The following is an 11,699-nucleotide window of genomic DNA, read 5'->3' on the forward strand; positions in this document are numbered from 1 at the left end:
GAACGCACGGCAGCATCCGGCCGACAACCGGGCGCCCTCGCCGAATGCACGGCGAGGGCTCCCGACCGGAGCTCCGCCCCGCCACAGCGGGCACGGCGAGACGGAGCGGTCAGAGCCTCAGTAGAGACCTGTGAAGTTTTTTCGTCAACACTTTTCACAAGGATTGAAGAAACTCCAAGTTCACAGGCCTGATGCGCGTTTGACACGTCATTGGATCTTCAGTTCATGAACGTGTAAACCCTTGACGGCCCCGGCCCCGGGCAGTTCACTCACGCTTCGATCCCCCCGGATCCAAGACGTCAGGAGTAGCCCCGCATGCCCCTCCTCTCTTCCCACCCTCCCCACCGGGCGAGTCGCCCCCCGCGCCGACCCCGGCTGACCGTCGCGTCCCTGGCGGCCGCATTGATCGCGACGTTCCTCGTGCTCCTCCCGAGCACCGCGGCGACAGCCGCGCCCACGCTCCTCTCCCAGGGCAAGCCCGCGACCGCCTCCTCCGTCGAGGGCGCCGGCACCCCCGCCTCCGCCGCCGTCGACGGCAACAACGGCACCCGCTGGTCGAGCCAGTTCGCCGATCCCCAATGGATACAGGTCGACCTCGGCACCACCGCCCAGCTGAGCCAGGTCGTCCTGCGCTGGGAGACCGCCGCCGCGAAGGCGTACCGCGTCGAGCTGTCCACGGACGGCACGAACTGGTCCACGGCCTACTCCACGGCCAACTCCACCGGCGGGGTCCAGACCCACGACATCACCGGCAATGCCCGCTACGTCCGCGTGTACGGCACCCAGCGCACGACCGGATACGGCTACTCCCTCTGGGAGTTCCAGGCCTACGGAACCACCGGCGGCACCGGCCCGACCCTCCCCGGCGGCGGCGACCTCGGCCCCAACGTGATCGTCTTCGATCCGTCCACGCCGAACATCCAGGCCAAGCTGGACGAGGTCTTCGCCCAGCAGGAGTCGGCGCAGTTCGGCTCCGGGCGCTACCAGTTCCTCTTCAAGCCGGGTACCTACAACGGGCTCAACGCTCAGCTCGGCTTCTACACCTCGATCTCCGGCCTCGGGCTGAGCCCGGACGACACCACCATCAACGGTGACGTGACCGTGGACGCGGGCTGGTTCGGCGGCAACGCCACCCAGAACTTCTGGCGTTCGGCCGAGAACCTGGCCCTCAACCCAGTCAACGGCACCGACCGCTGGGCCGTCTCCCAGGCCGCCCCGTTCCGCCGGATGCACGTCAAGGGCGGCCTCAACCTGGCCCCGAACGGCTACGGCTGGGCCTCGGGCGGCTACATCGCCGACTCGAAGATCGACGGCCAGGTCGGCAACTACTCGCAGCAGCAGTGGTACACCCGTGACAGCTCCATCGGCGGCTGGTCCAACAGCGTCTGGAACCAGGTCTTCTCCGGCACCCAGGGCGCACCCGCGCAGAGCTTCCCGGAACCCCGCTACACCACCCTCGACACCACCCCCGTCTCCCGCGAGAAGCCCTTCCTCTACCTGGACGGCTCCGAGTACAAGGTCTTCGTCCCGGCCAAGCGCACCAACGCGCGCGGCACTTCCTGGGGCAACGGGGCCCCGCAGGGCGCCTCGGTCCCACTGAGCCAGTTCTACGTGGTCAAGCCCGGCACGAGCGCCGCGACGATGAACCAGGCACTGGCCCAGGGCCTGCACCTGCTCTTCACCCCGGGCGTCTACCACGTCAACCAGACCATCCAGGTCAACCGCGCGGACACCGTCGTCCTGGGCCTCGGCCTCGCCACGATCATCCCGGACAACGGGGTGACGGCGATGAAGGTCGCCGACGTCGACGGCGTGAAGCTCGCCGGTTTCCTGATCGACGCGGGCCAGGTCAACTCCCCCAGCCTGCTGGAGGTCGGCCCGGCCGGCACCACCACGGACCACGCGGCGAACCCGACCACCGTCCAGGACGTGTTCATCCGCGTCGGCGGCGCCGGAGCCGGCAAGGCGACGGCCGGCATGGTGATCAACAACCACGACACGATCGTCGACCACACCTGGATCTGGCGCGCCGACCACGGCGACGGGGTGGGCTGGGAGACCAACCGCTCCGACTACGGGTTCCGCGTCAACGGTGACGACGTGCTGGCCACCGGCCTGTTCGTCGAGCACTTCAACAAGTACGACGTGGAGTGGAACGGCGAGCGCGGCCGCACGATCTTCTTCCAGAACGAGAAGGCGTACGACGCACCCAACCAGGCCGCGATCCAGAACGGTTCGGTCAAGGGATTCGCCGCCTACAAGGTCGCCGACTCGGTCAACACCCACGAGGGCTGGGGCCTGGGCAGCTACTGCTACTACAACGTCGACCCGACGATCCGTCAGGACCACGGTTTCCAGGTCCCGGTGAAGCCGGGCGTGAAGTTCCACGACATCCTCGTGGTCTCGCTCGGAGGCAACGGCCAGTACGAGCACGTCATCAACAACACGGGCGCGCCGACCTCGGGCACCTCGACCATCCCCTCCACCGTCGTCTCTTTCCCCTGATCAACCCCTGACGCCCGGATCGCGGGGCGGCCACCGGCCGCCCCGCGTTTTCCGGGGCAACCGAGAGAGCGCTCTCCCACCCTCGCGCCCTCTACCCCCTCCCTCCAGAAGGAGCCGAACGATGCATCTCCGACCGCGGACCCTGTCCGCCTTCGTGGTCTCGGCGGCCATCGCCGTGACCGCGGCCGCCGGTCTCGGCGCCGCCACGCTCACCGCGCAGGCCTCGCCCGACTCGGGCACCGTCCACATGAACATGGACCACTCCGCCGTGGAGGCGCTGGCCGGGGGAGACGACCCCGACGGCGACGGGTACATCCCGGCCGTTCCGCAGGTCACCGGTGTGACCCCGTCCTGGAACAACCCGCCGGACCGCTACTTCCACGAGTTCCAGGCCAACTGTGCGGTCACCAAGACCGCGCCCGACGACCCGATCGTGTACGCGGGCCGGCCCGGCGCCTCGCACGACCACACCTTCATGGGCAACACCGGCACGAACGCCGACAGCACCACCGCTTCCCTGAGCGCCGGAGGCACGGCCTGCACCGCGGTCGGCGACCTGTCCGGCTACTGGATGCCGACGCTGTTCAACGGCAACCAGAAGATCCTGCCCACCGGCCCCCAGGTCATCTACTACAAGACCGGGGTCACCGACTACACGAGCGTGCGCCCCTTCCCCAAGGGTCTGCGGTTCCTCGTCGGCAGCCCGACCCAGACCGCGGCGGAGTTCCGCGCGCACAAGGGCTGGGTCGAGGGCTGGGAGTGCGGTGACAGCTTCAAGAACACCGAGTTCCCGGCCAACTGCCCGGCCGGCACCCAGCTGAACATCCGCATGCAGTCGCCCAGTTGCTGGGACGGCAAGAACCTCGACGTACCGGACCACAAGGCGCACATGGCCTACCCGGTCACGAAGCCCGGCAACAACGACAACGTCTGCCCCGCCTCCCACCCGGTCGCGGTCCCGATGGTCGAGTTCAAGATGGCCTTCCCGGTCAGCGGGGACATGTCGCAGGTCAGGCTGGCCAGCGGGTCCGGCCACTCCTTCCACTACGACTTCTTCAACGCGTGGGACGAGCGCACGCTGAAGGCCATGGTCGACCAGTGCATCAAGGGCGGCCTGCAGTGCAACAACCGCGGCTTCGACCAGTACCACCCGGAGGCCGGCACCGTTCTCGGCCCTGACGGCCGCCTCCCGTAGGGCGCCGGCTCCCCCCACTTCCTCCCAAGGAGGTTCCTGCATGCTCACCCGCATGCGCGGCACCGTGGCGACCGCCGCCCTGCTCGCGGGCGCGGTCACCCTGGTCCCGGCCGGCCCGGCCCGGGCCGCCAGCAGCGTGGTCAAGGTGACCGGCTCCCAGGGCAACTGGCAGCTGACCGTCAACGGCTCTCCGTACGTCGTCAAGGGCGTCACCTGGGGCACGGACGGGAGCAGCGCCCGGCTGTTCGCCGCCGCCGGTGCGAACAACATCAAGGTCGTGGCCGGTTTCTGGCTCCAGCCCGGCGGTGGTCCGGGCAGCGGCGGCTGCACGAACTACGTCGCGGACACGACGTACAAGAACAACATGCTGGCCGAGTTCACCAAGTGGGTGCAGACCTACCGCGACAACCCGGCCGTTCTGATGTGGAACGTCGGAAACGAGTCGGTGCTCGGCCTGCAGAACTGCTCCTCCGGCACCGAGCTGGAGAACCAGCGCAACGCGTACACGGGGTTCGTGAACGACGTGGCGAAGGCCATCCACCGCATGGACGCCAACCACCCGGTCATCTCGACCGACGCCTGGGTGGGTGCCTGGACGTACTACAAGCGCAATTCGCCGGACCTGGACCTCTACGCGGTCAAGCGGGCCTACGGCGGCGACACGGCGGGCGACCATCTCCCGCCGACGGCGTCCGTGCCCTCCGTGGCCGATCCGGGCGCCGTCCCGGCCGGCAAGGAGATCACCGTCCAGGCGCCGGCGACCGACCCCGAGGGCGACCAGCTCGCGTACGAGGTGCTCTGGGGCGGCAAGTACGTCGACGGGGGCGGCGGCCTGGTCTCCGCGCCGTCGACGAATCCGGGCAACGGGACGCTCAAGGTCACCGCTCCGGCGAAGACCGGCGCGTGGAAGCTCTACGTCAAGGCCAAGGACGGCCGCGGCAACGTCGGCGTCGAGCAGCACTCGGTGAAGGTGGTCCCGCCACCGGTGTCGGGCACGAACGTGGCGCTGAACCGGCCCACGACGGCGTCGACGTTCCAGAACGACGGCTACGGCGGTTGCCCGTGCGGCATCTCCGCGTCGGGCCGGTACGTACGGCTCGAACTGAACCAACGGGGCACCGGCTACGGCTACTCCTTGTTCCGCTTCGGCGTCTACGCCTGATCCCTGGCCCGACGCCCCGACGCCCCGACGCACACCCCGCGCGCCGCCCGGAAGCAATCCAGGCGGCGCGCGGTCGTGTGCCGGAGCACTCCAGCGGGCTCAGACCTCCAGGACGATCTTCCCGGCCGTGTGTCCCTCGCGGCTCAGCTCGAAGGCGGCCGCCAGTTCGGCCAGCGGGAAGGTCTCGGCGACGGTGACGGTGAGCTGACCGGCGTCGGCCAGCCGGCCCAGCTCGGCGAGGTCGGCGCCGACGGGCCGCACCCACATCCACTGGCCTCCGGCTCCGAGCACGGCGTGGTCGGCGATGGAGGCGTGCCGGCCGCCCTCGGCCAGTACCGCCAGGGTGGTGTCGAGGACTCCTCCGACGAAGTCGGCGACGACGGTGACCCCGTCGGGCGCCAGGGCGCGGACCCGGTCCGCGAGGCCGTCGCCGTACTCGACGGGTTCGCATCCCAGCTCGCGCAGCCGGTCGTGGTTGCGGGCGGAGGCCGTGCCGATGACGCGGGCCCCAAGCGCGCGGGCGATCTGCACGCCCAGGGAGCCCACTCCGCCCGCGGCTCCGTGCACCAGGACGGTGTCCTCCTTGCCGGTGTCCAGCCGTGTCAGCAGCTGGTACGCGGTGAGGCCGGCCAGCGGCAGCCCCGCGGCCTGCTGCCAGGTCAGGGAGGCGGGCTTGGGCGCGAGGGCCCGTACGGGCACGGTGACGAACTCGGCGAAGGTGCCGCCGTGGACGTAGTCCTTGCGGGCGTAGGCCACGACCTCGTCGCCGGCGGTGAACTCGGGGGTGTCGATGCCCACGTACTCGACCGTTCCGGCCACGTCCCAGCCGGGGACGACGGGGTACACGACGTCCATCAGGCCATCGAGCCCGCCCGCCATGATCTTCCAGTCGACGGGGTTGACGGAGGCGCACCGGACCCGGACGAGGACCTCTCCGGGGCCGACCTTGGGCACCTGGATCCGGGTCTCGGAGAGCACCTCCACTCCGCCGTACGTGTCGTACGTCATCGCCCGCATGGTGCCCTCTTGGTCCTCGGACATACCTCTCGCCTCTCCGTGAGCCGGTCGCGTGCCCCCCGCCCCCCCATCCCACCACGAAGAGCCGCGCCCGCCCCGGGAGGAGGGGCGGGCACGGCGCGGCGGAGCGGTTCGGGAAGGGGCGGGGCGCACGGGGCCGGGTGCTGGCACCCTGCTCCCACCGGGCACGCGACGCCCCCATTCCCCCGAGTTATTAATTTAGAACGTGAATTAAGTAGCGGGAAAGTGTCGCGCCCAAGGGCCGCGCACAGGTATGTTGCGATCGGTGTCAGGGCGGAAGGAGCCACATGACGGCGGGGCGCGGTGGACGTACGGTGCGGGACCTGCGAAGGGGCAACCGCAGCGTTGTGCTGCAGCAGTTGTACTTCGGCGGGCCCATGAGCCGGCAGGAACTGGGCCCCGCGACCGGGCTGAGCTCGGGTTCCGTCAGCAACGTGGTCGGTGAACTCGTCGCGGACGGGCTGCTGGAGGAGGCCGGCGTCGTCGACTCCGACGGCGGCCGCCCCCGTACGCTGCTGCGCGTCGCGCCCGGCAGTGCGCACATGATCGGCGTCGACGTGGGCGAAACCCGTGTCAGGGTCGAGCTGTTCGACCTCACCCTCACCGAACTGGCGCGCGCCGAACTCCCGTTGCAGCCGCGCGGCTGTTACGACGTCGGCCCGATCGTCGACCACGTACGGAGCGGGATCGCCTCCGTCCTGGAGCAGGCGGGGGTCGGGACGGACCGGCTCCTGGGAGTCGGCATCGGCGTACCCGGCATCGTCGACCGCGACGCGCCGGGCGGAACCGTGGTCCACGGGCAGACCATCGGCTGGGACGCGGTCCCGCTGGAGGCGCTGCTGCGCGCGACGGGAGCCGTGCCGCCCGGGGTCCCGTACATCATCGACAACGGGGCGCGCACGCTCGGCCAGGCGGAGATGTGGTTCGGCGCGGGACGCGGGGCCCGGGACGCGGTGGTCGTGCTCTTCGGCTCCGGCGTCGGGGCGAGCCTGATCACCGACGGTTCCCCGGACGGCGCCGCCACCGGGAGCGCGCCCCTGGAGTGGGGCCACCTGACGGTGCAGGTCCGCGGGCGGCGCTGCCGCTGCGGGGCCCTGGGCTGCCTGGAGGCCTACACGGGAGCCGAGTCGCTCCTGGCCCGGTGGGCGGAGCGGGGCGGCGGCGGGGACGCGGGCGCCGGGGACGAGGAGGACGCCCTGGCCGCGCTGCTGGCGGCGGCCGGCGCCGGGGACGCGATCGCACTCGACGTGCTCGACGAGACCGCGGAGTACCTGGGCGCGGGCCTGTCGGACGTCATCAACCTCTTCCAGCCGGAGCGGATCCTGATCGGCGGCTGGGCGGGCCTGATGCTGGGCCCGCACATCCTCCCGGCGGTACGGGAGCACGCGACGCGCTACTCGCTGCGCCACCCGGCGGCCCGGGTCACCATCGGCCTGGGCGCACTGGGCCCGGACGCGGTCACGGTGGGCGCGGCCACCCTCCCCCTGGCGGCCTTCTTCGCCACGGGCGGCCGCCGCACTCCGCCGGAGCCCGCGACGGAAGCCCCGGGCTGGCAGACGTCCCTCCAGACCCGCGGGGGCGCCGCGACGGCGGCGGGGCGGGAGTAGGGGCGGGCGGAGCCGGGGCGGTCACGGACCTCCCCGGCGTACTCTGACGGCCGGCCGGACCAAGGAGCGCCCACCATGATCCTCCCGAAGATCCGGGACCCCCGCTTCGTGACCATCCGCCGGGGCGGGACCCTCACCGACGCGGACCATCACCTCCTCGCCCTGTGGGCGGCGTCCTGCGCGGAACACGTCCTCGACCTGTTCGAGTCGGCCCGGCCCGAGGACCCGCGACCGCGTCAGGCGATCGAGCACGCCCGCGCGTGGGTGCGCGGCGAGGTCACGATGACCCAATCGCGCTCGGCGGGCGGCCATGCGATGGGCGCGGCCAGGGACCTGCGCGGCGCGGCCCGCCATGCCGCGTACGCCGCGGGCCAGGCCGGGGCCGTGGCCCACGTCGCCGCGCACGAGCTCGGCGCGGCCGCCTACGCGATCAAGGCCGCACGTGCCGCCGCGCCGGAAGGCGAGGGGGAGGCGGCGGGGCGCCGGGAGTGCCGGTGGCAGCGCGACCGGCTCCCGGAGGCGATCCGCGAACTCGTGCTCGACGACCAGCGGTTGCGCAGCGACATCTGCTGGTCGGCCTTCGACTGCTGAACCGGGGGCCGACGGCCGGCGGCAGCGCTCACGCCGAGTCGCGGACCACCAGCTCCGGGTCGAAGAGCACCTCCACCGGTTCGGGCGCCGCCGTGCCGGACACCCGGTCGAGGAGGAGGCGGACCATCTCCGCCGCCATCTCCTCCACCGGCTGGCGGACCGTCGTCAGGCGGGGCCTGGACGCCACCGCCGCGCCGGAGTCGTCGAAGCCGACCACCGCCACGTCTTCCGGGATCCGGCGGCCGTGTTCGCGCAACACCAGACAGGCGCCTTGGGCCATCAGGTCGTTCGCCGCGAACACCCCGTCCACGTGCGGGCGTTCGGCCAGGAGCGCGCGCATCGCCTGCTCGCCGCCGTCCAGCGTGAAGTCCGCCTCGGCCACCCGTACCGCCGTTCCGGCCAGCGCCTCCCGGAAGCCCGCCACCCGGTCCCGGCTCGCCGGCACGTCCGCCGGGCCGCCGATCGCGACGAGCCGCCGGCAGCCCCGGGCGAGGAGGTGCCGCGCGGCCAGAGCACCGCCCTCACGGTGGCGCAGGTCGACCCAGTCCAGCGGGATCCCGGGAGCCGGGCGGGCGAAGAGCACCGCGGGCAGTCCGGAGCGCGCGAGCAGGTCGGGCAGCGGGTCGCGGCCGTCGGTGGTGACGAGCAGGGCCCCGTCGCCGCCGCCCTGAGCGAGGTATTCGAGCACCTGCGCGCGGTCCGCCTCCCCGTCGGCGAACAGCAGCACCGGATGCACACCGCGCGGGCGCAGGGCCCGTACGACCCCGCTCACCACGCGCCCGAAGAAGGGGTCCTGGAACACCCGGCCGGTGTCCGCGCCGGCGCCCGAGACCACCAGCGCCACCGCACCCGAGCGCCGGGTCACCAGTGAGCGGGCCGCACGGTTGGGCACGTACCCGGTCGCGGCGACGGCCCGCTGGACCGCCTGCTGGATGGCGGGGTCCACATTGCGGACCCCGTTCACCACGCGGGACACCGTGGCCCGGGACACCCCGGCGGCGCGGGCCACGTCCTCCAGGGTCGGGGCCGTGCCGGTGCCGGTGGCCGTACCGGTGCCAGTACCGGCGGCCGTGCTCGCTGCGTCCATGGCGGCACTGTAGCCGCCCGCGCTCACACCCCACCCAGACCCCCGATCGCCCCCGGAGCGGCACAGCACTCGCGCTTCGACCGGCCGGGCCGGTTCGGCTGCGAGCCGGCCGTCGCCCCCTGGGTGACGCCCCCGGCCGGTAGTCCCCCCGGGGTGCGCGGCCGCTGTGGCGACTTCGCCCGGTAGGTCCTGCAGGAGCTCCGGCAGGCACTCCGGCAGGTCACTGCCGGAGGCCGTTTCCGCTGGTCCGCCGGATATCGCGGTGTTAGCCTGCCGCGATCCCAGGTGTGGGCACGACACGGGGTAATGCGTCATGCAGGAGGCTCATATGTCACGTCGTCCGATCACCATCGTCACGGGAGGCAGTCGCGGTATCGGCGCCGCCACGTGCGTCCGGCTCGCCGCCGACGGGCACGATCTCGTCCTCGGCTACCTGCACGACGACGCGGCCGCCAAGGCCACCGCCGAGCGGGTACGGGAGGCCGGCGCGCGGTGTGTGACCGTGCGCGGTGACACGTCCGAGGAGAGCGGTGTGGAGCGGCTCTTCGACATCGCCGGAGCCGAGCTCGGTACGGTGACCGGGCTGGTCAACAACGCCGGGGTGACCGGCACCCCGGGGCGGCTCGCCGACATCCGGGTCGAGGACCTGCGCCGCGTGCTCGACGTGAACCTCCTCGGGTACCTGCTCTGTTGCCGCCGGGCCGCCCGGGACATGGCCGAGTCGGGCGGCGGGGCGATCGTCAACGTCTCCTCCGCGGCCGCCACCCTCGGCAGTCCCGGCCGCTACGTCCACTACGCCGCGACCAAGGCCGCCACCGACACCCTGACCCTGGGCCTCGCCAAGGAGCTGGGCCCGGACGGGATCCGGGTCAACGCCGTGGCCCCCGGCATCATCGACACCGACATGCACGCCGCCATGGGGGACCCCGACCGCCCCGCGCTGGCGGCCGCCGAGATCCCGCTCGGCCGGGCCGGGCAGCCGGCGGAGGTGGCCTCGGCCATCGCCTGGCTGCTGTCGGCGGACGCCGCGTACACGACCGGTACGGTCCTGCGCGTCGCCGGCGGGCGCTGAACGGACGCCGCCCCGGCCTAGGGCCTGTCGTCAAACTCCCGTCTGCCTCGCGACGCCCGGCACGCGCTCTCGCCGCACCGGGCGAAAGCCAAGTACGTCCAGGCCGCCCTTCGGGCGACGACAGGAGTTTGACGACAGGCCTTAACCGGCCCTAACCAGAGGTGCTGGGCAGCCAGTTGGTGGCGCCCAGCACCTCGTGCGCGATGCCGACCACGGATCGTCCGTCGGTCGCCACACGCACCGTGTCCGGGGGCGTCCGCTCATCCTGGGTCCGCGCCTTACGGACGCTGCTCTCCAACTCGGACTCCAGCTCCGAGCCCAGCTCCTGCCCAGAGTGCCGTGGGGGATGCGCCTGCCCCATGAAGTCGCCTTCGATGACACAGTGCGCGACCATCGCCGCGCGCGGACGCGCCGATACCTCCCGTCCCACGGTCGTCTCGCCGACGCCCGCGCGCCCTCCCACGAGCAGTACCTCTGCTTGATGCATGAGGTGTCAGCCTTCGCTCGCGAAGGCCGCGCGGGTGGCCGGTCCGTAGATGCCCGGCGGGTCGCCCTCGATGCTCCTGTTCTGCTGGAGCTGGTGGACACCGCGCCGGGTCTGCTCGTCGTACACCCCGGTGACGGAGACGTACGTGAACCCCTGCGCGTGGAGCCGTTCCTGCAGGGCGCGCACCTCGGCCCCGCGGTCCCCCGGGCTCAGGGTCCCGCCCTCGCCCGGCGTCGGGCGCCCCGTCGGGCCCGTCGGCTTCGGGTCCCGGCTCGGACCCGCCGACGGGCCGGCAGAGGGCTGACCGGCGCCGGTCGGAGCCGTCGCGGACGGGGATCCGGGCGCGGACGGGCGTACGGACTCCACGGCCGGGGTGGGCTCCTCGTCCGCCCCCGGGCTGCGCGCGGGGAGGACCGGCACGGACAGGCCCGGCGGGGCCACGGCGCGCGGGGGCTCCCGGTCGGGGGTGCGCAGGAGGAACGCGAGGGCGCCGGCCGCCCCGAGGGCGAGCAGGGCGAGTCCGAGGAACGGAAGGCGGCTGCCCCGCCGGTCGGCCGCCGCGGGGGTCACCGAGGGGGCCGCCTGCTGCGCGGGACCTGATTCCCACACGGGTACGCGCGAAGGCCCGGGCGCCTCTGCGGGCGGCCCGAAGCGCGTCGGTACGGTCATCCGCCCGGACTCCTCGGGCCAGGCGGGCGCGGAGGAACCGGGCAGCGGGCCCGAGGGCGCCACGTAGGGGCGTACGAGCAAGCGATCGTCGTCGGGCACGAGCCCACTCTCATCGGGGTCAGGGGACACGGTTGTCTCCCGGCGGGTACGGGGGCCGGCGCGGCGGTGCGGTGTCGGCCCCCGTACCCGGCCGGTCAGGTCCTACGCCGTCGGGCGACCGGGCCCGTCCCGGCGCGGGCGGCCGGAACACGGCACGTCGCGGGCAGGGTCGGTCCGGATGACGGTG

General features: G+C 72.6%; 10 protein-coding genes. 6 read left to right on the forward strand and 4 right to left on the reverse strand.

Features of this window, described 5'->3' with window-relative positions; all coding sequences use genetic code 11:
- The first annotated feature begins 315 nt into the window (after positions 1–315).
- The 3 genes from OG247_RS05730 (at position 316) to OG247_RS05740 (ending at position 4,862) form a co-directional block, all read left to right on the forward strand.
- Positions 316–2,505 carry a discoidin domain-containing protein gene (locus OG247_RS05730; RefSeq protein WP_327251179.1) on the forward strand — a complete coding sequence of 730 codons (2,190 nt, stop codon included), beginning with the start codon at positions 316–318 and terminating at the stop codon, positions 2,503–2,505.
- A gap of 121 nt (positions 2,506–2,626) precedes the next feature.
- Positions 2,627–3,700, forward strand: coding sequence for a DUF1996 domain-containing protein (locus OG247_RS05735; RefSeq protein WP_327251180.1), 1,074 nt, complete (start codon positions 2,627–2,629; stop codon positions 3,698–3,700).
- A 40-nt stretch (positions 3,701–3,740) separates the two neighbouring features.
- Positions 3,741–4,862 carry a hypothetical protein gene (locus OG247_RS05740; protein ID WP_327251181.1) on the forward strand — a complete coding sequence of 374 codons (1,122 nt, stop codon included), beginning with the start codon at positions 3,741–3,743 and terminating at the stop codon, positions 4,860–4,862.
- 99 nt (positions 4,863–4,961) lie between these two features.
- Here the strand turns inward: OG247_RS05740 and OG247_RS05745 are convergent, their stop codons facing one another.
- On the reverse strand, positions 4,962–5,903 hold the full coding sequence (locus OG247_RS05745; protein WP_442813227.1) for an NADP-dependent oxidoreductase: 942 nt from the start codon (positions 5,901–5,903) through the stop codon (positions 4,962–4,964).
- A 284-nt stretch (positions 5,904–6,187) separates the two neighbouring features.
- On the opposite strand from OG247_RS05745, the gene OG247_RS05750 reads away from it, so the two are divergent.
- Positions 6,188–7,507, forward strand: coding sequence for an ROK family transcriptional regulator (locus tag OG247_RS05750; RefSeq protein WP_327251182.1), 1,320 nt, complete (start codon positions 6,188–6,190; stop codon positions 7,505–7,507).
- 75 nt (positions 7,508–7,582) lie between these two features.
- Positions 7,583–8,098 carry a putative immunity protein gene (locus OG247_RS05755; protein WP_327251183.1) on the forward strand — a complete coding sequence of 172 codons (516 nt, stop codon included), beginning with the start codon at positions 7,583–7,585 and terminating at the stop codon, positions 8,096–8,098.
- Positions 8,099–8,126: 28 nt separating this feature from the next.
- Here OG247_RS05755 and OG247_RS05760 read toward each other — a convergent pair whose 3' ends face one another.
- The gene (locus tag OG247_RS05760; protein ID WP_327251184.1) at positions 8,127–9,185 is read right to left on the reverse strand and encodes a LacI family DNA-binding transcriptional regulator; all 1,059 of its coding nucleotides are present in this window, start codon (positions 9,183–9,185) and stop codon (positions 8,127–8,129) included.
- A gap of 328 nt (positions 9,186–9,513) precedes the next feature.
- Here OG247_RS05760 and OG247_RS05765 point away from each other — a divergent pair, with 328 nt between their 5' ends.
- Entirely contained in the window at positions 9,514–10,257 is a 744-nt protein-coding gene (locus OG247_RS05765) for an SDR family NAD(P)-dependent oxidoreductase (protein ID WP_327251185.1), read from the forward strand.
- A gap of 151 nt (positions 10,258–10,408) precedes the next feature.
- Here OG247_RS05765 and OG247_RS05770 read toward each other — a convergent pair whose 3' ends face one another.
- Together OG247_RS05770 and OG247_RS05775 are read right to left on the reverse strand one after the other, a co-directional pair.
- Positions 10,409–10,744: a hypothetical protein gene (locus OG247_RS05770; RefSeq protein ID WP_327251186.1), complete on the reverse strand. Its 336-nt coding sequence runs from the start codon at positions 10,742–10,744 to the stop codon at positions 10,409–10,411.
- Positions 10,745–10,750: 6 nt separating this feature from the next.
- The gene (locus OG247_RS05775; RefSeq protein WP_327251187.1) at positions 10,751–11,512 is read right to left on the reverse strand and encodes a peptidoglycan-binding protein; all 762 of its coding nucleotides are present in this window, start codon (positions 11,510–11,512) and stop codon (positions 10,751–10,753) included.
- Positions 11,513–11,699 lie beyond the last annotated feature (187 nt).

Source organism: Streptomyces sp. NBC_01244 (assembly GCF_035987325.1).
GTDB lineage: Bacteria > Actinomycetota > Actinomycetes > Streptomycetales > Streptomycetaceae > Streptomyces.

Coding starts and splice junctions, on each gene's coding strand:
- OG247_RS05755 (WP_327251183.1), top strand. CDS start 7,583: ATGATCCTCCCGAAGATCCGGGACCCCCGCTTCGTGACCATCCGCCGG.
- OG247_RS05760 (WP_327251184.1), bottom strand. CDS start 9,185: ATGGACGCAGCGAGCACGGCCGCCGGTACTGGCACCGGTACGGCCACC.
- OG247_RS05745 (WP_442813227.1), bottom strand. CDS start 5,903: ATGTCCGAGGACCAAGAGGGCACCATGCGGGCGATGACGTACGACACG.
- OG247_RS05765 (WP_327251185.1), top strand. CDS start 9,514: ATGTCACGTCGTCCGATCACCATCGTCACGGGAGGCAGTCGCGGTATC.
- OG247_RS05770 (WP_327251186.1), bottom strand. CDS start 10,744: ATGCATCAAGCAGAGGTACTGCTCGTGGGAGGGCGCGCGGGCGTCGGC.
- OG247_RS05750 (WP_327251182.1), top strand. CDS start 6,188: ATGACGGCGGGGCGCGGTGGACGTACGGTGCGGGACCTGCGAAGGGGC.
- OG247_RS05735 (WP_327251180.1), top strand. CDS start 2,627: ATGCATCTCCGACCGCGGACCCTGTCCGCCTTCGTGGTCTCGGCGGCC.
- OG247_RS05740 (WP_327251181.1), top strand. CDS start 3,741: ATGCTCACCCGCATGCGCGGCACCGTGGCGACCGCCGCCCTGCTCGCG.
- OG247_RS05730 (WP_327251179.1), top strand. CDS start 316: ATGCCCCTCCTCTCTTCCCACCCTCCCCACCGGGCGAGTCGCCCCCCG.